Annotated in this window: 20 protein-coding genes; 4 read left to right on the forward strand and 16 right to left on the reverse strand. The window is 65.1% G+C overall.

The features are described 5' to 3' along the window. Positions 1–30: 30 nt before the first annotated feature. The 3 genes from RBR11_RS07150 to RBR11_RS07160 all read right to left on the reverse strand — a co-directional run bounded on the left by RBR11_RS07150 (position 31) and on the right by RBR11_RS07160 (position 3,749). A complete protein-coding gene (locus tag RBR11_RS07150) occupies positions 31–1,305 on the reverse strand; it encodes a D-arabinono-1,4-lactone oxidase (protein ID WP_308488631.1) in 1,275 nt (424 codons plus the stop codon). A 28-nt stretch (positions 1,306–1,333) separates the two neighbouring features. Further along, positions 1,334–2,836, reverse strand: a complete 1,503-nt coding sequence (locus RBR11_RS07155; RefSeq protein ID WP_308488632.1) for an aldehyde dehydrogenase family protein — start codon at positions 2,834–2,836, stop codon at positions 1,334–1,336. Positions 2,837–3,125: 289 nt separating this feature from the next. Then, positions 3,126–3,749: a TetR family transcriptional regulator gene (locus RBR11_RS07160; protein WP_308488633.1), complete on the reverse strand. Its 624-nt coding sequence runs from the start codon at positions 3,747–3,749 to the stop codon at positions 3,126–3,128. A 725-nt stretch (positions 3,750–4,474) separates the two neighbouring features. Between RBR11_RS07160 and RBR11_RS07165 the strand changes: the two genes are divergently transcribed. Together RBR11_RS07165 and RBR11_RS07170 are read left to right on the forward strand one after the other, a co-directional pair. Beyond that, on the forward strand, positions 4,475–5,050 hold the full coding sequence (locus RBR11_RS07165; RefSeq protein ID WP_308488634.1) for a helix-turn-helix domain-containing protein: 576 nt from the start codon (positions 4,475–4,477) through the stop codon (positions 5,048–5,050). Beyond that, a complete protein-coding gene (locus tag RBR11_RS07170) occupies positions 5,047–5,706 on the forward strand; it encodes a hypothetical protein (RefSeq protein ID WP_308488635.1) in 660 nt (219 codons plus the stop codon). Before RBR11_RS07165 ends, RBR11_RS07170 begins: the two co-directional genes overlap by 4 nt. A 328-nt stretch (positions 5,707–6,034) precedes the next feature. Here the strand turns inward: RBR11_RS07170 and RBR11_RS07175 are convergent, their stop codons facing one another. Continuing rightward, the gene (locus RBR11_RS07175) at positions 6,035–6,367 is read right to left on the reverse strand and encodes a hypothetical protein (protein WP_308488636.1); all 333 of its coding nucleotides are present in this window, start codon (positions 6,365–6,367) and stop codon (positions 6,035–6,037) included. A 67-nt stretch (positions 6,368–6,434) separates the two neighbouring features. On the opposite strand from RBR11_RS07175, the gene RBR11_RS07180 reads away from it, so the two are divergent. Next, the gene (locus RBR11_RS07180) at positions 6,435–7,190 is read left to right on the forward strand and encodes a DUF5131 family protein (RefSeq protein ID WP_308488637.1); all 756 of its coding nucleotides are present in this window, start codon (positions 6,435–6,437) and stop codon (positions 7,188–7,190) included. Here the strand turns inward: RBR11_RS07180 and tcmP are convergent. Beyond that, entirely contained in the window at positions 7,187–8,425 is a 1,239-nt protein-coding gene (gene tcmP, locus RBR11_RS07185; RefSeq protein WP_308488638.1) for a three-Cys-motif partner protein TcmP, read from the reverse strand. The genes RBR11_RS07180 and tcmP overlap by 4 nt on opposite strands. 148 nt (positions 8,426–8,573) lie before the next feature. After that, positions 8,574–9,692, reverse strand: a complete 1,119-nt coding sequence (locus RBR11_RS07190; RefSeq protein ID WP_308488639.1) for a three-Cys-motif partner protein TcmP — start codon at positions 9,690–9,692, stop codon at positions 8,574–8,576. 470 nt (positions 9,693–10,162) lie between these two features. Here RBR11_RS07190 and RBR11_RS07195 point away from each other — a divergent pair, with 470 nt between their 5' ends. Next, on the forward strand, positions 10,163–11,368 hold the full coding sequence (locus RBR11_RS07195) for an ROK family transcriptional regulator (RefSeq protein ID WP_308488640.1): 1,206 nt from the start codon (positions 10,163–10,165) through the stop codon (positions 11,366–11,368). 18 nt (positions 11,369–11,386) lie between these two features. Here the strand turns inward: RBR11_RS07195 and RBR11_RS07200 are convergent, their stop codons facing one another. The 10 genes from RBR11_RS07200 to RBR11_RS07245 form a co-directional block, all read right to left on the reverse strand. Continuing rightward, complete coding sequence (locus RBR11_RS07200; RefSeq protein ID WP_308488641.1) at positions 11,387–12,199, reverse strand: shikimate dehydrogenase family protein; 813 nt, start codon at positions 12,197–12,199, stop codon at positions 11,387–11,389. A 142-nt stretch (positions 12,200–12,341) separates the two neighbouring features. Continuing rightward, positions 12,342–13,097: a TSUP family transporter gene (locus RBR11_RS07205; protein ID WP_308488642.1), complete on the reverse strand. Its 756-nt coding sequence runs from the start codon at positions 13,095–13,097 to the stop codon at positions 12,342–12,344. 112 nt (positions 13,098–13,209) lie between these two features. Beyond that, entirely contained in the window at positions 13,210–14,424 is a 1,215-nt protein-coding gene (locus RBR11_RS07210; protein ID WP_308488643.1) for a Gfo/Idh/MocA family protein, read from the reverse strand. Between the two features lie 37 nt (positions 14,425–14,461). After that, positions 14,462–15,346: a carbohydrate ABC transporter permease gene (locus tag RBR11_RS07215; protein ID WP_308488644.1), complete on the reverse strand. Its 885-nt coding sequence runs from the start codon at positions 15,344–15,346 to the stop codon at positions 14,462–14,464. Then, positions 15,343–16,287, reverse strand: a complete 945-nt coding sequence (locus RBR11_RS07220; RefSeq protein WP_308488645.1) for a carbohydrate ABC transporter permease — start codon at positions 16,285–16,287, stop codon at positions 15,343–15,345. Before RBR11_RS07220 ends, RBR11_RS07215 begins: the two co-directional genes overlap by 4 nt. Before the next feature lie 51 nt (positions 16,288–16,338). Next, the gene (locus RBR11_RS07225) at positions 16,339–17,619 is read right to left on the reverse strand and encodes an ABC transporter substrate-binding protein (RefSeq protein ID WP_308488646.1); all 1,281 of its coding nucleotides are present in this window, start codon (positions 17,617–17,619) and stop codon (positions 16,339–16,341) included. Positions 17,620–18,333: 714 nt separating this feature from the next. Beyond that, complete coding sequence (locus tag RBR11_RS07230) at positions 18,334–19,074, reverse strand: SDR family NAD(P)-dependent oxidoreductase (protein WP_308488647.1); 741 nt, start codon at positions 19,072–19,074, stop codon at positions 18,334–18,336. A gap of 34 nt (positions 19,075–19,108) precedes the next feature. After that, positions 19,109–20,095, reverse strand: coding sequence for a Gfo/Idh/MocA family protein (locus RBR11_RS07235; RefSeq protein ID WP_308488648.1), 987 nt, complete (start codon positions 20,093–20,095; stop codon positions 19,109–19,111). Continuing rightward, positions 20,092–20,985: a sugar phosphate isomerase/epimerase family protein gene (locus RBR11_RS07240; RefSeq protein ID WP_308488649.1), complete on the reverse strand. Its 894-nt coding sequence runs from the start codon at positions 20,983–20,985 to the stop codon at positions 20,092–20,094. Before RBR11_RS07240 ends, RBR11_RS07235 begins: the two co-directional genes overlap by 4 nt. Continuing rightward, entirely contained in the window at positions 20,982–21,506 is a 525-nt protein-coding gene (locus tag RBR11_RS07245) for a VOC family protein (RefSeq protein ID WP_308488650.1), read from the reverse strand. Before RBR11_RS07245 ends, RBR11_RS07240 begins: the two co-directional genes overlap by 4 nt. Positions 21,507–21,525 lie beyond the last annotated feature (19 nt).

Below are 21,525 nucleotides of genomic sequence, written 5' to 3' on the forward strand. Positions count from 1 at the left end.
CGGCTTCGGGTTTTTTTCGGGTTGCCCGGGTCAGCCGACGAGGGCGCGGGTGTAGTCGTTGAGGAAGACGCCGTTCGGGTCGAATTCCCGGCGGACCTGGACGAACGTGTCGAACTCGGGGAAGAGCCGCTCCATGCGCTCCCGCGTCATGAAGTTGATCTTTCCCCAGTGGGCGCGGGGCGAGTACTTCTGCAGGAGGGCGTCCGCGTCGCGGAAGAACGGCCAGTAGTCGCTGCCTGCGTCCGCCGTCAGCGTGATCACCGTGGTGTCGCGACCGGCGAACTGGGAGATGTAGCCGTCGTCGCCGCGCACCCACCGGACCTCCACGGGCCACTTCTGGTCCTGGTGGTCGGTGAGGATCAGCTGACGGATGTCCTCGCTCGCCGCCATTCCGTCCTTCGCGTCCACGAAGTACTCGAACTCGGCGAAGGGGGTCGTGAACCCGCCGGGGTAGACCCGGTAGGCGCGGTCGAGGCGGGACCCCTCCTCGAACCGCAGGGTGCTCTCGTCGGTCACCGCGGCCGTGCGGTAGCGCTTGGTGTAGCTGCGGTCGGCCATCCCGCCGCCGGGGAGGCCCGGCAGGTCGAACATCTCCGAGGACCCGTCCTCCGGGCACCACAGGAACGAGTAGTGCCGGTTGTCGCGGACGTCCTCGTCCCAGGTCGCGAGGGTCTCGCTCCAGGTCGGGTAGGTGATCTCCTCTTCGAGGTAGTAGGCGTCCTCGACCTGCATCTCGACCTCGAGGAAGACGCCGAGGGTGCCGAGCGCCACACGTGCGGCGCGCAGTTCCCGCAGCTGGCCCTCGCCGATCTCGACGACCTCGCCGAGCCCGTTGACGAGCTTCACCCACGTCAGGCACGAGGAGTAGCTGCCGAGCCCGATGCCGGATCCGTGCGTGCCGGTCGCGAGTGCGCCACCGAGCTGCTGCTTGTCGATGTCGCCCTCGTTGCTGAGGGCGAGCCCGCGCTCCCACAGCGGGTCGCCGAGCGCGTGGATCGTCGTGCCGGCGAGGGCCCTGGCCCGGCGGCGGTCGGAGTCGTGTCCGGTCACCCCGGCGATTCCCACCATGTCGATGAGGAGCCCCCCGGTCTGCACGACCGGTGAGCTCGAGTGCCCCGTGCCGGCGGCGCGCACGGGGATCCGCTCCGAGATCGCGAACCGCACCGCGTCGATGACGTCCTGCTCCGTGCGGGGGCGCACCGTGAAGGCGGGGGTGGCGAACTGGTTCCCGCCCCAGTTGCGCCACGGCTCCTGGGTCAGGTACGGGATCGAGGGGACCGGCGCACCGGTGGTCGCTGTCGTCATCGCAGGCTCCTTTGCCGTGACATCCAGGTCAGCTGTGGTGGTTGAGCATCACGTGCTTCGTGCGCGTGAAGTCGTCGATCGAGTAGGACGACAGGTCGCGACCGTAGCCGGATCCCTTGAACCCGCCCCAGGGCAGCTCGGCTCCGAAGACGAGGTGGGCGTTCACCCACACGGTTCCGAAGTCGAGTCGCCGGGGGAGGCTGATCGCCAGGTCCGAGTCGCGCGTCCACACCGAGGCGGACAGGCCGTACGGCGTGTCGTTCGCGCGGCTGATCGCCTCCTCGGCGGTGCGGAAGGTCTCGACGCTGACGATCGGGCCGAAGACCTCGTCGCGCGTGATGGCGGCGCCCTCGGGCACGTCGACGACGACGGTGGGCTCGACGAAGAACCCGGGGCCGTCGATCGCGGCGCCGCCGACGGCGATGCGCAGCCCGTCCGCCTTGATCGCGTCGAGCGCGGCCTTCACCTTCTCGAAGTGACGCTGCGAGATCATCGGGCCGAGTTCGACGTCGGCTCCGCCTCCGGGCGCACCGACCACGATCGTGCTGACCTCTTCGACGAGGAGGGCCGTGAACTTCTCGGCGACGGACTCGTGGACGAGGACGCGGCACGCCGCGCCGCAGTCCTGCCCGGCGTTCCAGAAGCCGGCGGCGCGCACGCCCGCGGCGGCCGCGGCGAGGTCCGCGTCGGGGAAGACGATCACCGGGGCCTTGCCGCCGAGCTCGAGGTGCACGCGCTTGACGGTGCGGGCGGCGGTCGCGGCGACGGCCTGGCCGCTGCCGACGCTGCCGGTGATCGCGATCAGGGCGACGTCGGGGTGGTCGGCGAGCCGCTGGCCCACGACGCTGCCGCGGCCGGTGACGACGTTGACGAGCCCGTCGGGGACCTCGCCCGTGAGGAGCTCGGCGAGCTTCAGCACCGACAGCGGCGTCTCCTCGGAGGGCTTGAGCACGAGGGCGTTGCCGGCGGCGAGGATCGGGGCGATCTTCCACGCCGCCATCAGCAGCGGGTAGTTCCAGGGCGTGATGACGCCGACGACGCCGACCGGCTCGCGGAGGATCACGGAGGTGTGGCCCTCTGCGTAGTCGCCGGCCGCCATCGTCGTGCCGGTGCGTGCCGCGCCGGCCGAGAACCGGAAGGTGTCGATGGCGTTCCTCACGTCGTCCTCGACGGTGGCGAGCGGCTTGCCCGTGTTCGCGGATTCGACGGCCGCGAGGATCTCCTGGTTCGCCTCGATGATGTCCGCGATGCGGTTCACCACCTCGGCCCGCGTGCGCGGAGTGGTCTGGCCCCAGGCCCGCTGGGCCTGGCGAGCGACCGCGACCGCGGCGTCCACGTCCTCGACGGTGCCCGAGGGAACCCCGGCGATGACGGTGTCCAGCGCAGGGTTCCGCACGTCGGTGAGGGCGCCGGAGGATCCCGGGACGAATCGGCCGCCGACATAGTGGCCGGCCGGTGCGAACGCCGGGCGCTCCGTCGCCTCGGCGTCGGGACGAAGGACAGTGAAGGTGCCGGTTCCGGTGGTGGTCATTTCCGCGCTTTCTGCCTGCGCCGGATGACGGGGTTGTGCTCAGCGCTGGGCACAGTCATTGTGCGCGGGCGTGGTGGTGGGCTGCACTACGTGCCATGTCTAAAGATGAACAGGCGGCTTGTGCAAATGTATGACTGCCCGGCGGACCACGTTGCCGCGCACGCCGACGGAGACCGTCCGGGCGACGTCCGTCCCGATGACGGCTGGGGTCATGCCGCCGACCGACCACATCGCAAGCACTACAGCGAGCCCGGCTGCCCCGTCAGCCTCCCGTCGCTCCTCGGAATGATCAGGCTGCCCGGGTCGAGGACGTGAGCACCGTTCGTATTCCGGCACGAGCCGAGGCGACACGACGAGGCAGGGATGCCCACTTGTCTTCGAGGCCGGAAAGCACCTGAGCACCGACGAAGATCTCGTTCAACAACTCAGCGGCCGCACGAACGTCCAGGTCTGGTGCCATCGACCCATCCGCGACACCGCCACGCAATATGGAAGCAGCGACTTCGACCCACTCGACATAGGGCGCGCTCGAGTCGACCTCCAGCCCCGTTGCGGGCTGCATCGAGAGTCGAATGCCCGCTTGCACCAGTTCATCGGTCGCAATCAGATCAGCAAGACCCTCGAAGAGCCCCAGGATGCAGTCCAGTGCGGAGCCTGCGAGCTCCTGAACCGTCGTGAGGACCTGCCCCATGCGCTCCTGTTGAACCGAAAGGACGGCCCGAGCCACGTCGTCTTTGTTGCCGAAATGGAAGTACAGCGACCCCTGGCTGATCCCAGCCTCCTCGGCGATGTCCTTCAGTCGCGCATCCGCGTAGGCCATCCGGGAGAACACCGCACCGGCTGCCGCGAGGAGCGCCCGTTGCGTCTCCAGACCATGCGCTCGCTTCGTCGCCTTCGCATCATTCACGTCCATCGCGCCTCCTGTGCCAGGCATTGCCGCGTCGGGCAACGAACCCAGTACATCGTAGGTACTGCCCCGATGCGCAGCGAGTGCCCGACGTCCGATCAGCGCGAACCGGACGCAGCCGTCGCAGGACGGGCCGTGCTGCCGAGGGCCTGGAGGAGTTCCCGTACCACCCGATTGGTACGGGAACCCCAGGCCGGCGCGGCGGACATGGCCGTCGACTCAGCGTGAGCACAGCTGCCGCGACCCCCCGCGGCAGCCTTCCTCCCCAACCGCTGCTCCGATCATCCAGGGATGCTTCTCTGCATCCCTGAGAGGATGATACCGGCTAATAAGTCAGCGATCCAAATAGGGATCCCGCTCACCGGACTGCCGGGCGCGGACATCGACCACGACATGGCCGAGCCTCCGGCGAAAACAAGAAGATCCCCGGCGAAGCCGAGGATCTTGATGACGTACGTGGTAGCAGGAGCGGGGCTTGAACCCGCGACCTCACGTCAACGGCGCAGGGCGCCAGTTCCCCTCGATAGCACTGTTTTCTAGGCACTCAGCAACGGTTGCTACTGGTTCCCACGAGTATATACACGGACACAAAACGGATTTGCGGACACAAAACGGACGAGTTCGAGACCCGTCGGCAGGCCCGGATCGAATCCGCCGCGACGGGGTTTCGCCGAGGCGATCCGAGGTAGACTGTTGTCGCATCCGGCAACATTGCAGGAAGGGGATCGTCGATGAGCATTGCCACGAGCCTCCGTCGCGCACGCTTGAACTCCGGTGTCAGTCTGCGCCGCGCCGCCACTGCGTCGGGCGTCGGCGCATCCAGCCTGTCCAACATCGAGAGCGGCCGGCGCGAGCCCACGTCTGGAACCGTGGAGCGGATCGCGGAAACACTCGGGGTGCGCGTCGCGGTCATCCCCCGCGTTGATCGGCTCACTGCCGCAGACGCGGCGGAAGCGATCGCGACCTATGCCGATGCGGAACCCGCCACTGCATACCGCGCCTTCCTCCAACTCGCCGACGACCTCGCAGCAGCAACCCCATACGAGCGGTTCCTGCTCACTGTCGAAGAGCCACGCAGACTGGGCAACCGATGGGATGATGCCATCGCCGCCCTCGTCGAGTTTCGTCTTCCCGAAGGATCCGTCCCACCGTGGACCGCGGTGCACGACGTCGCTCGACTCGACACCGTGTGGGAGCCACAGCGGACGCCATTCCCCCTTCCGGCCCTCACAGATCTCTCCGAGGCGCCCGAACCTTTCCGCCGACGCGGCATCGCGATCTCCGCCGGTGAGCTGGAGAGCGCATGAACCACCCCGACGACACGGGTCATTCGAAATCCCCTGGTCAGTTCGAGAAGCTCGTACGCGCCACACCCGATACGAACATGACTCCGTTCCTGGCCCGCAAAGACATCATCGACGGGATCAAGGAGATCGCCGACACACTCCGCGACCGCGGCATCACCGGCACGCTGCAACTCGTCGGCGGCGCCGCCATCGTCCTCACCGTCAACGCGAACCGACGCCTCACCCGTGACATCGACGCCGCACTCTCCCCGAAAGCCGAGATCCAACAGGCCGCACGGATCGTCGCCGCACGGAGACACTGGCCGGCCGACTGGCTGAACGACGACGCCGCGCAGTTCCTGCCCAGCGGGTTCGGCCGTCCCGCCGAATGGGTCACCCTCTACCAAGACGCGACGATAACGATCCAAGCCGCTACGCACGAGACGCTGCTGGCGATGAAGCTGCACGCCGCGGCACGACGTGGCGCCCGCGAGGCGGAAGACATCGCCGACCTGCTCGACCGCGTCGGCATCACCTCTCTCGATGACGCCGAGTCGCTCTATGGAGAGTTCTATCCCGGCGACGAGTTCCCACCGAAGACCGAACGACTCGTCGAGAGCATCCTCACCGCAAACCGCGGCAGCACCGCAGAACCTCCGCTGCCCAACTTCAGTTGAACCTGCCCGGACCGCCTCTAGTCACCCATGAGACCCGCAACGAGCCACGAACTCAGCGTTCCTACGTTCGCTCGGGTTATGTCCTGCGCAATCAGAGCGTCCACAGTTCCGAGACGGTGAATATCCGGGAGCCCCGAGCGCCCTTGACGCCGTCATGGGTCGCTAGCGTCCCGCTCAGGTGCAGTCGGGCGGTGACGCCCGGCGAGCTACGCGGATCACGTGCCTACGCGTCGAGTTCTGGCAGCGATCAGGCCAAGTCCACAAGCGAGACTCTTTTGTACGTGCTGGCAGATGCGAGCGAGCCCCCTCACACTGCCTTTGTGTTCACCTACGGCGTGTTCTCGCGCCCTCGGACGACCGCATCAAATTCGACGCGCTGGGCTAGCTCTTCAGCCCAGTCCCATGCAGCACTCTTGGCCACGCCATAGAACTTGCGTCGCGAGTCGTCCGACGGGAGCGGAGTGAGCAAGCCTGCGCGGACGAGCGAGTGAAACGGCTTCTGCAAGCTACTTACCGGGACGCGTAGAGCAATGGCAAGTTCGCCCAACGTGACGACTTCCTCCTGAAGCGTGCGGATCGCCAACATCAGTTCGAGCCGGTAGTCCTGCCCAAAAACGATCCGCGAGAGTTCGCGAATCGCTGCCACGTCCACGCCGTCCATGCTGTTATCCTACGTGATAGACGTTACGCACATCGCGTAACGTACATTACGTATCGGAGCGATGGCCATGCCCAAGAAGACGGGGATCGAGTGGACCGAAGTGACGTGGAACCCCACCACAGGCTGCGATAAGGTCTCGCCCGGATGCGACAACTGTTATGCGCTGGCGTTGGCGAAACGGTTGAAGGCCATGGGCTCGGAGAAGTACCAGTCGGATGGCGACCCGCGCACCTCGGGGCCGGGATTCGCTATCACGTTGCATGAGAGTTCGCTGCGACAGCCCTATTCGTGGAGTGGGCGCCGCGTCGTCTTCGTGAACTCGATGAGCGATCTCTTCCACGCCAAGGTCCCGCTGGATTTCGTGCACCGCGTCTTCGATGTCATCGCGGACACCCCCCAGCACACATATCAGGTGCTCACGAAACGCGCGTCCCGTTTGCCTCGAATCGCCGACCGTCTGGACTGGCCAGACAACCTCTGGCTCGGCGTGAGCGTTGAGGATCAGGAGCATCTCGGCCGAATCGATGACCTTCGGAAGGTGCCGGCGGCGGTGCGGTTCCTGTCGTGCGAACCGCTCCTCGGGCCGCTGACGGGTATGGACCTGGATGGAATCGATTGGGTCATCACGGGCGGTGAGTCCGGGCCCCATGCCCGCCCTCTCGAGGTCGAGTGGGTCCGGGAGATCCGTGACATGTGCGCGGACGCTCAGGTGCCCTTTTTCCACAAGCAGTGGGGCGGGCGCACTCCCAAGGCCGGCGGTCGTGAACTTGACGGCATCACCTGGAGTGAGATGCCGATCAGTTCCCGCCGTGCGAGCGCCTAGGCGGCAGGCGAGTTTGCACGCACGATCCGGGCGTGCTGCATCTTCTGCGCCGGGTCCCGGCGACGCGCCACGCCGTTCACGGCGAGACGATCCCACGCGGCGCGAAGGTGCTTCTCCCCTGCCAGGCCCAGCGCATCGCCGTAGATCGCCTTGATGTCAGAGTCCCGACTCAATGACAGCTCTGCGCGGGAATGGAGGAGTTCACGGATATTGCTGGCGACCTCGTGGCAGAGCCGCTCCCTGAGTGCCTTCTCGTCGTGCGCGAACTGCTCTTCAAACGCTTCCTCTGTATAGTCCTCGCCGAGCAGCGCGTCGGCGTACATCACGCCGTTGCGACGAGCTTCCGCACGCATGTTGAACTCACGCCACTTCGCATGCCCGAGGCTGGACGCGTCTGCGAATTTGTAGGCGGCATAGCCGCTCCGGTAGAAGAGCGTCAGTTGGAAGAGCGGCACATGACCCTCTGCACGACGCACGTCTACGGCAAAAGAGTCATACCCCGTGTCCTTCTTCACCTTGGCACGGAAGTGCGACGCAACCTCCAGAGCCGCGGCCGTAGCCGTCCCTTCCACAGACTTTCTGAAGGTCCCGAGAAACACCTCCCTCCATTCGTCCTGCCCGAGGAAAGCATCCAGCCGCTGGAGCGTTCGGGAATCAGCCGACGTGAGGTTTTCGCCGCGTCCGAGGATCCCACCGATGCGCGAGAGCGAAGTGACGTGGAGGTTGAGGAGGACTTCATTCTTAGGCGCCATGCGAGCAAGAAGGCTTCGTCGCATGAGATCGTACGGCAGCGCAGTTCCGTACGGGTCAAGAAACGTCAGCGCTGGGTCCGCGCCCATCTCACTCACGACTCCGGCCAGTTCGCTCTGCACCGGTCCGTGAATTACTCGCGCGCGTACGTCTTTGTGCTGCGAAACGAAGCCTTCCAGCGAGCGTACGTGTTCCTCGTCCTGCTCGATGAAGACGCAGCGTAGGCGTCGGGGTGGGGTTCTCGAGGCCACGAACCTCGCGACGCCGAGTGCGACGGCAGGGGAACCGTCCTGCCCCTCACTGTCGCCTCCCTCTTCGGGTGCATATTGTCCGGGCCCGGCGTAGCCGTCGACGAACCACGCCTGGAACTTCGAGTTGACGCCTGCCGTCATCATGGTGAATGGAATCAGGTAGTTCTTGAGCACCGCATGCTTCAATACAGCCGCTGACTGTTTGCGTGACCAGAACTCATCGTGGTTCGTCATCGGACCCCCGCCCTCCGCGACACTTCACGTGTCGACCCGATTCTTGCTTAGGTCTCCTCTGAGCCATGTGACCACGCGCAGTTCACGGCGAAGAAGATGATCGGGTGCGGAGACGATCGGGCGCGCACTCCGCGCCCTTCGACCGCACTCATTCGGAGGCGTTCGGGAAGTCGACCCATGCCCGTCCGCTCGGGAATCCACGAGTTGCGTTCCGTCGCACAGTAATGACGCCGCTCTTCTCGAGAGCAGTGAGTATCGGTCTTACGTGAGTCTCCCGATACGGGGTCTCGAGGATCGTATGCCATTCGATCTCGTCGATCGGAACGGCGGATCGGCCAGCGAAGACGCTCAGAAACTCGGCACGCAACGGTTCTGTGTCTGGTGCCGGGTCGAAAAGAACCTCTACGCCGTGCAGGCGGTCCTGAAAGACTGATCCGCCTCCGGGGTCCGCTTTCCACATCGCGGCCTTCATGAGCTTCACTCCCTCGCGGTGATGGGTTCCATGCACGAGGTAATACGAAACGTTGCCCGTGTGATTCGTCATTGCGAACGAGCGAACGTACTCGAATCCGCCCACTTCCTTGAGCTGGGCCATGTAGACGTCGCGAAGGTGCTCGACGCGCTTGGCGTCGCTCAGCTTGCCAGCCATGACTTGATCGACCGGAAGGCCAAAAAGCGATTCGATGGCCGCTTCCTGTCCTTCTCGCTCGATGAATCTCTGAACGAACCCGACCATGAAGTTGACGAGGACTTCGGATTGGGAGTTGCCGAACAAGCTCTTGATGAGATCCATCGGCAGGCCGGTGTACCCGAATGGATCGATGAATGCGAAAGTCGGGGCGATCTTTCCGCCCTTCTCGTCAAGCTGTTTGGCAAGCTCCCGACCGGTCTTCTCAAACGTGTTGTGCGTGAGATCGACTCCGATATCAGGTCCTGACCCCGTGTTGTGCTCTTCGACGAACGCTTCGAGCTCGCGCCTCAACGCCGCCTCGTTCTCCTTGTTTGCCTCGATGAACCAGAAGATGAACTTGCAATGATCCATCCGTTTGAGGTGCTGGTGACCGACGAGCGCGCGCAGCGCGATCAACGGTGAGCCCTCGGTGCCATCCGTGTACCGTCCGCGCCCAGCGAAGCCATCGAGGTAGATCACCTTGTCCTGGAAGGAGGTGAGCTTCGGGAACCAGCCCTTCAGATAACTGTCCAGAATCTGATGCTTCGCACGCGTATGCGGATCAATTGCCCATTTCGCGGGACTGGCATCGTTCACGCGGTTCCCCTTCCGCTATCGCGGTTTTGGGCTGATCATACTGAGAGCAAGTACATCGCCCGCGACGAAGCGGCCACAGACATCACGAAGCCGATAGGTCTCGGACCACGTAACTCACGACAGGGCCGACGCCTGGAACCCCCGCGTCGTCGAAGCCAAGTCGTGCGGCCCCAGGAAGTTCGGATCTCTCAAACCGCGAAATCGACAGCAGCGCTTCGCCGACGCGCAGGAGGTAGCACCGCTGCAGGCCCTAATCGTTGAGGCCATCCTCGCCGCAACGCGGGGCACCCCGGAGCCACCACCAGCGGACTTTGGCTGCACGGCCTCGGCCAGCAGGCGCCCGCCCAGGCTCGCGGCCACATCGCGTCTATGCAAAGATTTACGGCGAAGTTCACTATTTATACGTCGTTGACGGGCATTTATAGCGCGATGTTCGACTGAGAGTCGTGCTGAGGTGGTGTAATGGTCACATGGCGCGGGAGAGCAAACAGTTGGGGTCCTTCGATGCGATCGACCTCTTCAGCTTCGGTCGAGCACAGGTCGACCGCTCCTTCACGCTGAGCGAACTCTCGGAGCTGACCGGGCGCGCCCGCTCGACCGTCGCACTTCGACTGGAAGAGCTCTTGGCCGCCGGTCTGGTGGCTTCGGGGCCGACAAGACCGTCCACGACTCCCGGACGCCCTTCGGCCCGCTTCTCGTTCGAGCCGGTGTCCTGGGGAACGATCGCGATCGACATAGGTCGATCCCACAACCTGGTGGCCCTTCTCAATCTCTCGGGCCAGATCATCGCGGAAGGCTCCTTCGTCGCCGAGATGGCGGACGGGCCGGTTGCGGTGCTCGACGCGGCGGCTGCCGCCGCGTCGACGCTGATGGCAGACAGCGATCACGCGGGCTGGCGAATCGCCGCGGTCGGCGTCGGCATCGCCTTGCCGGTGTTCCACGAGGAGGGTCGTCCGTTCAACTCGACCAATCTGCCCGAATGGGATCACTTCGATGTTCCCGGACATCTGGCCACCCACTTCTCCGTACCCGTGCTCGTCGACAATGACGCCAATCTCATGGCGCTGGGGGAACTCGCACTGCGACCGGATGCAGCCGAGATGATCGCGGTGGAGGCGTCGACGGGCATCGGCGCGGGCATCATCAACAACGGCGCCCTACTCAGGGGCGCAAAGGGCGCGGCCGGGGCGATCGGCCATATCCCGGTTCCGCGCGACGCGGACGTGCCGTGCATCTGCGGGAGACGGGGGTGCCTTGTCGCCGTGGCCAGCGGTCCGGCAATCGCGGCCTCCCTGTCGGATCTGGGCGTGACAGCCGCAGGTGTCGATGACGTCGTCGAGCTCGCGCTCAGCGGAAACCTCGAAGCGATCGCTGCCGTTCGTCGCGCGGGGAACGACATCGGCGAGATTCTCACGACCTGCATAAGCTTCTTCAACCCCGCGCTGATCGCCGTCGGCGGAAGACTGGCCACAGCGGGAAATCATCTGGTCGCCGGAATCCGAGAGGTCATCTATCAGAAGGCCACGCCCTTCGCGACCGAAGGCCTGTCTGTCGTGCGCTCGCTCGAACCTGTGCGGGCCGCTCTGATCGGAGCCGGCATCATGGCGACGGAATTCGCTCTCAGCGAGGACAACCTCCGACGGCTCGTCTCGAGTCACGCCTCAGCGGGGTCCTAACCCGGTCGCGCCGCCTGGCTACGCGAAATCTTGAGCTGTTGCACCTTCGTACCCGAAGAATGCAAGGTATGCCGGGACCATCTCGAGTAGCATGTCGCGGCCCACCTGGACCGGGCACCCTCTTTCGCGCGCCGACGCCAGGAACGGAGTGAGACCGGGCTTGTTGACCACGTCCGCAACGAAGGTGGTGCCCTCGACGCCGCGAAGGTCGAGAGGCAGAGGATCACTCGCCCGCACCCCGAGCGAAGTCGCGTTCACGATGAGGTCGAAGCCGTCAGGGTCTCTCGAGCCGAGGCCGGTGTTCACGTCTGGATAGTGGGCTTCGAGACGCGAAGCCAGTTCCTCTGCCGATGCGCTGCGGCGATTGACAAGTCTGAGTTCTCCCACGTGAGCCGCAGCCAACGATGCCGCGATCGCAGAGCCCACCCCTCCGGTGCCGACGATCATGGCGCGTTTGCCGCTCGGATCGAAACCTTTGCGCACGAGAGCGCGGACAAAGCCAGCACCGTCGAACTGCTCCGCGAGGAGCGAACCGTCTTCACGCTTGACGACAGCATTGGTTGCGCCAGCGATCGCTGCCGCGGGGCTTACTTCGTCGACGAGCTCCATGGTCGTGACCTTGTGAGGCATGGTCACGAGCGCCCCGCGGAGGTTGGTCAAGGAAAAGAGCGACCGGAAAAGTTCCGGGTAGCCCTCAGCCCGGGCAGACATGGGAATGACGGCCGCATCGAATCCGTGTCGATCAAACCAGGGATTGCAGAGCGAGGACGAGGCGAAGGTGTCCGTGGGGTATCCCAGGTGGGCGATGAGTGTGGCCCTGCCGGTGATCACGAGGTTTCCTCGTGTACGCGGCTGAAGAAGCAGTGGGGCATCAGTTCCTTCTTTCTTGAGATGGCCCGACGACGTGCGACGGGTCGGGATTTGTCCAAAGGGCCCCGGCAACGGAGCGCGAAGCAGCCGCGAGACGAGGCCGCTACGGGCTGTGCGAGCCACGGGCTGCTGTTGAGATCACCTCCCAGACCCCGCTGGCGGTCAGCCAGGCACCGCCCGCAGCTGCAACTGTCAACATCGCCCATCGCACGGCTGGCGCGGGAAGGCGCCGCGCCCCCAGCGAACCCGCGAGGAGCCCGAGAACGCATCCTCCGACGGCCCACCACACCTTGGAAAGGTCGGCGTCGACGGGGCCGAGCAGGAGGAGCGCGAAGAGGTTGAGAGGGAGGAAGAAGGCTTGCATCGTGCCGCGGGTGACATCCGGTGACCACTTCCTCTGCACGGCCAGGAGGGTCACCGGTGGCCCGCTGACGGCGGCGACGACGGTGAACACCCCGCTGACGGCGCCGACCAGTACTACTCCTCCCGGGGTATCGATCATTTTCAGCCTGCGGCCTCTGACCACGAGCAGGGTGGCTATCACCATCACCGCGCCGGCAGTGATGGTGAGTGCTGGACCGCGAATCGCACCCACAACGAAGACGGTCGGAACGACGACGAGCGCAGCCGGCAGCAGCAGCAAGAGGGAGTCTCTCCACCGGACGTGACGGATCGTGATCGCCAGAAGGTAGGCGTTCAACGCGAGGGAAAGCACGAGCACCGCGCGGACTCCGACGTCGTGGCCGAGCAATAGCAACAGGAACGGCGCGCAGACGAGCGCGAACCCGGTGCCCGTGATGATCTGTACCGTGGCCCCCGCCGCCACCGCCACAAGGACGCCAACACCTAGCCATTCCATCAGACGAATCTGTGCGGCAACGGCGTACCGTGCGCGCAATCTTCTCTAGATCCTGGCGCGCCCGTGCACAGGAACTGATGAGTGCCGGGCCCTGCCCCGGTCGCATCGCATGTCATCGGATTGCTGTGGGCGAGCTGTCTGACCCGTCGGTCGCAGACAGCGGCAGGTCGTCGTAGACGCCGGCGGCGACATCTGCGAATCGCACGGGCTTGTGCAGGGTGGAGGCGACGTAGATCGACCTGATCGCCGTCATCGCGTCGTAGGCGTGCTGGACCGTGACTGCGGGTTGAGTGCCCGTCGTGATGGCGTTCACGACATCCATGTACTGCAGATGATGGCTCATCGGGTCGAGGCTGTACTGGCCCGCGGGCGCCGGCGGAAGGTCGAAACCGAGACGATAGGTCCGCTCTCCCATCTCGGCGAGCACCCTCCGCGCCGTGTTGCCCTCAGCGGAGGTGAGGCCCATCGGGCCGATGTCGATTCCTGGCGACTGTGCGACGTGGAAGTAGGTGAGCAGATCATCTTCGATGATCGCGGAGCCCAGCGACCCCATCAGGTGCAGGCGTGTGGCAAGCCCCGGGTAGGCCGCGGTGGTCGCGTGCACCGAAGCGACAGCCCCCGACTCGAATCGGATCGCCGCGACGACCGAGTCCTCCACCTCGATCCTGCTATGAGCCAGAAGGGCCATCTGCCCCGATACCTCCACGGGTCGTCCGAGGAACGACAACAGAAGGTCGACGTTGTGCACGCCCTGGTTCATCAGAGCGCCGCCGCCGTCGAGAGCCCATGTACCGCGCCAACCAGCGGATTCGTAATAGCTCTGCGGACGCCACCACGCTGTCGACGCGATGGCCGACGTCACGCGCCCGAATGCGTTGGACTTCAAGGCATCGGCAACGATCACAGTTGCGGCATCGAATCGATGCTGGCTCACCACGGTAGCGACGAGCCCCTCCCGGGCTGCTTCAGCGGCACGCTCAGCCATCGCGCGAGCTCGACCCAGATCCACATCGAGAGGCTTCTCGAGAATGACGTGTCGATGTGCGTCGAGGGCCATCGTCGCCTGCGTCACGTGCAGCCCGCTGGGCGTCGTGATCACGACGAGGTCGACCTCCGGCGACGCGAGGGCTTCCTCCAGCGTGGCGTATTCGCCAGGACGACGGAAGCCGGCTTTTTCGAGTCGAGTGGCGACGTGTGCGGTGGCTTCGGAAACGGGATCCACGATCGCGACGACGTCGAGCTCGTCTATGCCGGACGCGATCGCCGCGTGGACCATTCCCATCGCACCGGCTCCCACCAGTGCGACGCCGATGGTTCCCCCGCTCATGAGCGTCCTCCTCGTTGCATATCTTGGCCGACCGGATTCACCCCTTGACGCCGCCGGAGGTCAGCCCGGCGATGAACCACCGTTGGAAGGCCGCGAAGATGGCCAGGACGGGGACGAACGCGACGATCACGAAGGCGGAGAACAGGCCCCAGAAGCTGCCGAATCCCGTCTGGACATACCGGACGATGCCGTTCTGGACGGTCTTCATGTCTTCCGTTGTCGCGAGGACTGTGCCGACGAGGAAGTCGTTCCACACGAAGACGAAGATGAAGATGGCGATCGCTGCGATCCCGGGCCGAATCAGCGGGATCACGATCCGCCACAGGATCTGCAGTCGGGAGCACCCGTCGATGGCAGCGGCCTCTTCGATCTCGACCGGGATGTTCTCGATGAAGTTCCGGAGGAACAAAATGGTCTGCCCGCAGATGATCGCGGTGTAGACCACGATCAGCATCGGATAGGTGTTGATCAGTGCGGTCTTGACGAACATCGAATACAGCGCGATGAAGACGACGATGGCGGGGACCATGGAAAGAACCAGGACGCCGGTCATCAGGGCTTCCATGCGACGGCTCTGATGGCGGGTCGCGACGTAGGCGGCGGGGATGCAGATCACCAATGCCAGAACGATGGAGCCGCCGGCGTAGATCAGCGAGTTGATGAAGAAGCGCACGTTGGTCGTGGTGTAGATGCCCGCGAGCGACTCGAACGTGACGGGATTCGGGATCCACTGCGGAGGATACGCGATGGTGTCGTCGGCGGGCTTGAGCGCCGTGGAGACGATCCATGCGATCGGCGGCAGCACGATCGCGGCCGAGAGCACGATGTAGACCCATGCAGGAATGACCCGCAGCCATTCGATGCGCTTCCGCCGGCGGTTGGGGGCTCCCGCGGTCACGATGCGTTCTGTTGCGGTGCTCATAGTGCTTCCTTTCGACGGAAACGAATGGCGACCAGGGTGAGAACGGTATTGACCGCGAAGAGCAGGATCGCTGTCGCCGAGGCGCCCGAGAGGTCGAAGTCGAGGAATGTCTGGTTGTAGACGCGCATGGACAGAGTCTCGGTGGCGCCGAGAGGTCCTCCTCGCGTTGTGACGAGAATGATGGTCACCATCTGCACGTACAGCATCAGGAGGACAACGATCACAGAGACGATCGTGTTGCGCAGAAACGGCAAGGTGATGCTGACGAATCCTCGCCACATCCCACCGCCGTCCATCTTGAGGCTCTCGCGGAGCTCCCCCGGAATGGTCTGCAGCGCACCCAGGAACAACAGCATCGCCTGCGGGTACGACCACCAGGCGGTGATGAGAGTGACCCCGATGAGGGCTGAGGTCGGCGAGGAGAACACGTCCGTCGGCCCGAATCCGAGCGACTTGGTGATGTAGGACGCGGGACCGTAGTTGGGGTTCAAGAACCACAGCCAGATCACGCCGGCGGTCGCCTGCGACATCAGCCATGGCAGGAGGAAAAGGCCACGCACGGTTCGCTTGAATCGATGCAGGTCGTTGAGCACGATCGCCGAGATCAAGCCCGCCGGCAGGGCAATCACCAGAGCCCCCAGAGAGAAGACGAGGGTGGTGCCGATCTGCGTGGGCAGCTCCGGGTCCGAGAAGAGCTTGATGAAGGAGTTCAGACCGGAGAACTCACCGATGTTGTAGTACGTCGTTTCGTGCAGTGCGGTCCACGCGGTATAGATGAGCGGGCCGATGAAGACGAACGTGAACACCAGCACGACGGGTACCGCATACAGCCAAACACGTGGGTCAGCGCGCGGGCGGCGGATGGCAGTGGTGGGGTCCGGTTTGTTCGCTGCTTTGCGAAGGCCGGGGGGATCCCCGGCGATGCCGCTGGAAAGAGTCATGATTGTCCGATCTTCGGGGAGCCCTTTCGGGCTCCCCGAATGTGGTTCGACCTACTTGTTGGCTGCGTCCTGCGCTGCCCGGATGAAGTCACTGCCCGAGAGGCCGTTCAGGTACAGCTCTTGCCCCGCATGGGACAGCCCGCCCGCGACCGCGATCCAGTTGTCCCCGTACTTGTGCGGCTTGCTGTTGTTCTCGACGTACTTCGCGATCGAGTTGACCGTGCCCGCCTCAGGGCTGGAGAAGTACGAATCCTTGTAACTGGACGAACGGGTGGGAACCTCGCCGCCGCTCGCCAGTCCGACCGCGGCCTTGGCCCCGGTCATGTACTCGATGAACTTCCACGCGGCGTCCACCTTCTTGCTCCCGGCACCGATACCCATCGTCCATCCGAAGGTCGCGCCGGTCTTGCCGCCCGTCGAGGCGGTCGGGAGATCGGTCCACTTGATGTCGGGGTTGGTCTTGCCGTACGTGACGATGCGTTCTGTGCCGAGGACGGCCATGGCGACGGTCCCGTTCGCGAGCCCATCGGTCACGGAGGAGTAAGTGTCCGACACGACGCTGCTGCCGAGGGCCTTCGCGTCGCGGAGTTTGGCGAGGAAGTCACCGAACTCGTCCGCCTTGGTGCCGGCGTATGCGGCCTTCCCCTTGTCGTTCCAGATGTTCTGCCCGACCTGGCTCATGAAGCAGTCGAAGAAGGTCGAGATGATCGCCGAGTTGTCGGTGTCGGAGAAGCCGGTGCCGAAGCCCGTGTATCCGGCCGCGGCCGCCTTGGCCGCGACGTCGACGACCTGGTCATAGGTGGTGGGTACGGTGGCGCCGATCTTGTCGAGGATCTTCTGGTTGTAGTACAGCGCGCACGTCCGGTACTCGTACGGCACAGCGACCTGCTTGCCGTCGGGGCCGGCGAGCGTCTTCGCGGGTCGCAACCAGTCCTTCACCGCGAGCGCATCCTTGGGCAACGGCGTGTAGGCGCCAGCTGCCGCCATCTGGGGCACCTGCGGGGTGAACATCTTGAACACGTCCGGGGACTGCCCGGCGGCAGCCGCCTGGGGAAGCCTGCTGATCATGTCGCCGAGCGGCACGACGGACAGGTTGATCTTGATGTCGGGATTGGCTTTTTCGAACGCGGCGATGTTGTCCCGCAACGCATTCGAGCGCGGGTTGTCCTGGCTCGGGTCCAGGAAGTCCCAATATGTCAGCGTCACAGGGCCCTTGGCGCTGTCACCACCTCCCTTGGTGCCTCCGGAGTCGTCCGCCGGCGCGCAGGCGGCCAGCATCAGCGTCGCCGCGGCAAGGCCTGCCACCGCGAGTTTCCAGCGCTTCATGATCATCCACTCTCTCCTTTGAGATCAGTCGCTTGCGTGAGAGCCGTCAACGCCTGGGACGTGCTAGCTAGTCGGCGCTCGTTCAGCAATTCGGCTTCGGAGCCCACAGGGAACGACTCCTGACGTGATATTAGCATCGTTCGACAGATATATGTCGATTTTTTTCATAACAGTTGCCGCAGCGCGACCGAACGATGCGAGGTCCTCGTCAGGACCGGGTAATGAGGATCGTGACGGGCCGCGAGCCGTCAGATGCTCCTCGGTGTAAAGGGCTCCTCGTCGACGCAGAGCCTCGCGCATCCCGAGCAGGAATCGCGATCCTCCGACTCCGCCGGCGAGGACGACGCAGCCAGTTGTCGTCCGGTCACCTCTCCAATGAGCAGGGTCGGCGATGAAGGGTCCTCGAGGGTGTCGACGTCCCAGCGCAGGCTGGATGACAGCGGGAGTGACAGCGTCCAGTAGCCGGCCGCGACATGGCGTCGAAGTGAGCCGGGGACCGAAATGCGTCACCAACTCGCCATCAGGGATTCCACTGACCATCGTCGATCCGGTGCCCTCCTTGTCGGGGACCACTGCGATCCGATGCTCCGACGCGAGTGTCAGGGCTTCAGCGAGATCGTCGGATTGCAGGAACGGCAGGTCCCCGACGACGACTCCGCATTTCATATTGTCGACTTTCGACAGCTCTATACCGATAGTCTCTATAACTTGCCGGGGGATTCATGATCCCATCCCGAGATGCGCGCCACCGGCGACATCCAGGGTGACCCCGGTGATGTACCGGTTGCGTGGGTCCGTGAGGAACAGCGCGGCACTGGCGATCTCCTCGGGCTGTGCGAACCGCCGCATGGGCAGCTGCGCGGCACGCGCCGCTCGCGCCTGGCGGGCGGCCTCCGCGTCGGGGCCGGAAGCGTCCGCCAGCTGCGCCCACATGCGGGTCTCGGTAGGTCCCGGGGCGATCGCGTTGACCGAGATGCCCGCCGGACCGAGAATCTGGGCCATCGACCAAGTGATGTGGAGCACCGCGATCTTGCTCGCGTTGTACGGGAGGTACGTCGTCCGCGCCTCCTTCGCCGCCACCGAGGAGAGCAGCAGAATGGACCCCTTGATCCCGCGGTCCCGCATGACCTGCGCCGCCTCGCGCGTGACCGTGAAGCTCGCCGTGGCGTTGATGCTCATGATGCGCTCGAACTCCGCCGTGGTGGTGCTCATCGGATCGACGGTGTCTCCGAGGACGCCGGCGGCGTGCAGGAGCACGTCGATGCGACCGAATTTCTCGACGATCTCGGCGAGCGTCGCCTTGACCGCCGCCTCATCGGTGACGTCGAGGTCATAGTATGCAGCGGCGTCACCCGCCGTGGCCGGCCCGCGATCGGTGTTGACGACGGTGGCACCTAGCTCCACGTACGCGGCCACCATCGCCGCGCCGATGCCCCCGTTGCCACCGGTGACGACGACCACCTGATCTGCTGCATTCACCATGATCTGAACTCCCTCACTTCTTCGCGTGGCTGGACCACTCGCGGCCGACCTGTTCCTCGGTCGGAAGCCCGGCTGCGGACAGGATCCACTCGAGCAGGGCCTGCGTCTTGACCGCTTCACGTCCGGACGTGAGCGGCTCCCCTCGATCGCGCACGCGCTCGAGGAAGTGGTCGACGGCGCCGGCGAACCCGAGGGTGTGGGTCGCCGTCGCCCATCCGTACGCCTCCGGCGTCATCTCCCGGATTGCCGTGGCGCCGTCGCGGGTGATCCTCACCGAGTCGGGAGCGAGTATCTCCGCACTCACTGCGTCGCCATAGGCGTCGAGCTTCTCCCCCCAATTGCCGGCGTTCCGGGCGGCCATGAGGACTCCCGTATGCCCGTTGTCGAAATGAACGAGCGCGGCGACGCCGTCTTCCTGCCACTGGTCACCGCCCGCGGCTCGCGCGGTGACCTCGACGGGCTCGCCCCCGCAGTACCAGCGGATCAGGTCGATCATGTGGATGGCATTCTCGAAGGTCGCCCGGTATTCGGACCCAGCCCGGTTCTTCTGAGCGACACAGAATGTCGCACCGGCAGCGGAGAACGCCGCGCGACCAGACTCGTAGACGGGCGCGAACCGACGGTTGAAGCCGACCATAAGCACGCGGCCGTTCTCGGTCGCCAGGCGCTCGAGCATCTCGGCGTCGTCCAGCCGTGTCGCCAGCGGCTTCTCGCAGAAGACGTCGACTCCAGCCTCGAGCGCGCTTCGCGCGGCGTGAACATGCTCCGAGCGCGGCGTCAGGATGAAGATCGCGTCCAGCTGCTCGCTGCCGAGCATGTCTTCGACGGTGCCGTAGGCGCGGTGGAATCCCCACCGCCGCATCAGGGGCTCCGGATCCTCCCGTCGCGTGACCAGGGCTGCCAGTTCGACATCGTCCCTCGCGACGAGCGACGGGAGCTGGGCGATGCTGGCGATGTTCCCGGCACCGACGACCCCGACTCGCAGTCGTCGGACGCTCATCGCGCGACTCCGAGTCCGCTCAGCAGCTCCCTGAGGATCGCCGCCCCGCGACTGAACCCGGCGTCCGGATCGGGCAGGTCCTGCGGGTGCCAGCGGTATTCGTATTCCAGCGTCAGGACGTCGTCGTAGCCGCGCCGCACGAGCTCCGCGATGATCTCGTCCCACGGGACCACACCCTCACCGACAACGCGCGACCTGACGGCGCGCTCCTCCGCCTTCACGCGTGCCGTGTCGCTCGCCCGGAACGGCGCATTCGGGTCCTTGAACACCAGGTCCTTCACGTGGACGTGTCTGATGAGGTCGCCCTGGACGGCGAACGCCTGCTGCCAGTCCTCATCATGCGTGAACGTCAGGTTCGCCTGGTCGTACAGCACGCCGACGGACGGAGCAGCAACCTCTCGGACCAGTCGCGCGGTGCTCGCCGCGGTCTGCGTCATGGTGCCGAAATGGTTCTCCACGCCCAGCACGACCCCCGCATCTGCAGCGTCGATGGCGAGCACCTCGAGCGCCTTGCGGAGCTGGCTCCAGTGGGCATCCCAATCGGTGTCGCCGTCATGCCAGGAGCCGGCGTAGACGCGGACGCGAGATGCGCCGACGGTGTGAGCGGCGGCGATGCACGCGCGCAGCTCGTCCACACCCGCGCTCCAGGACGCGTCGTCGAGGCTGTTGATGGCGGTCGTGTAAGGGGTGAGCGCGACGATGGGAACTCCCTCGTCCCGCGCTATCTCCGCCGCCTCAGCGGACGCGCGCTCGTCGTTGGGTGCGATCGCCGCGGCGTAGTCCTGCTGATAGATGACCTCGGCCGCATCGAGTCCCGCCGTGCGGAACAGCCGCAATGCGCCTCGGAGGTCGTGGTCGGGTGTGCCGAGGGTGTGCCCTGCGATGATCATGACGATGTGGGTCCTTCTGTGTGAGTGGTCCAGTCGGCGGGGCCGACGAGGTGTGGTGGGTTCTGCACTCGGGACCGATCGACGAGTTCGATCAGCAGGCCCCAAGGCGTGACGAAGTAGCCCCAGCGGTTGCCCGCCACGGCAGGGCTGTCACCGGCGACCTCCTTGCGCTCGCCGAGGATGCGGACTCCGGGAATCTTCCTGAGGATCTCGAACGAGTCGTCGACATCGTCGACGGTGAAGCAGAGGTGGTGGCCCCCGACGTCGCTGTGGCGCGGATGCTGGAGGCGCCGGTCCGCCGTCCGCCACTGGAACAACTCGACGTTCAGGTTGGGAGGCATCCGCAGCATCGCCAACTCGAGCTGCGCGTCGGCGGGGACCTCGAAGTTCTCCGGCATGAAGTCGGCATCCGGGCCGCGCGTCGATCGGTACAGCTCCTCCGCGCCGAACACCTCGACGAAGAAGCTCACCGCCTCGTCGAGGTCGGGAACGGTATAGGCGGCGTGATCCACGTAGCGCACGCCCGGCAGTCGTCGTCCA

This window comes from Microbacterium capsulatum (assembly GCF_030865425.1).
GTDB classification, from domain to species: Bacteria; Actinomycetota; Actinomycetes; order Actinomycetales; family Microbacteriaceae; genus Microbacterium; species Microbacterium capsulatum.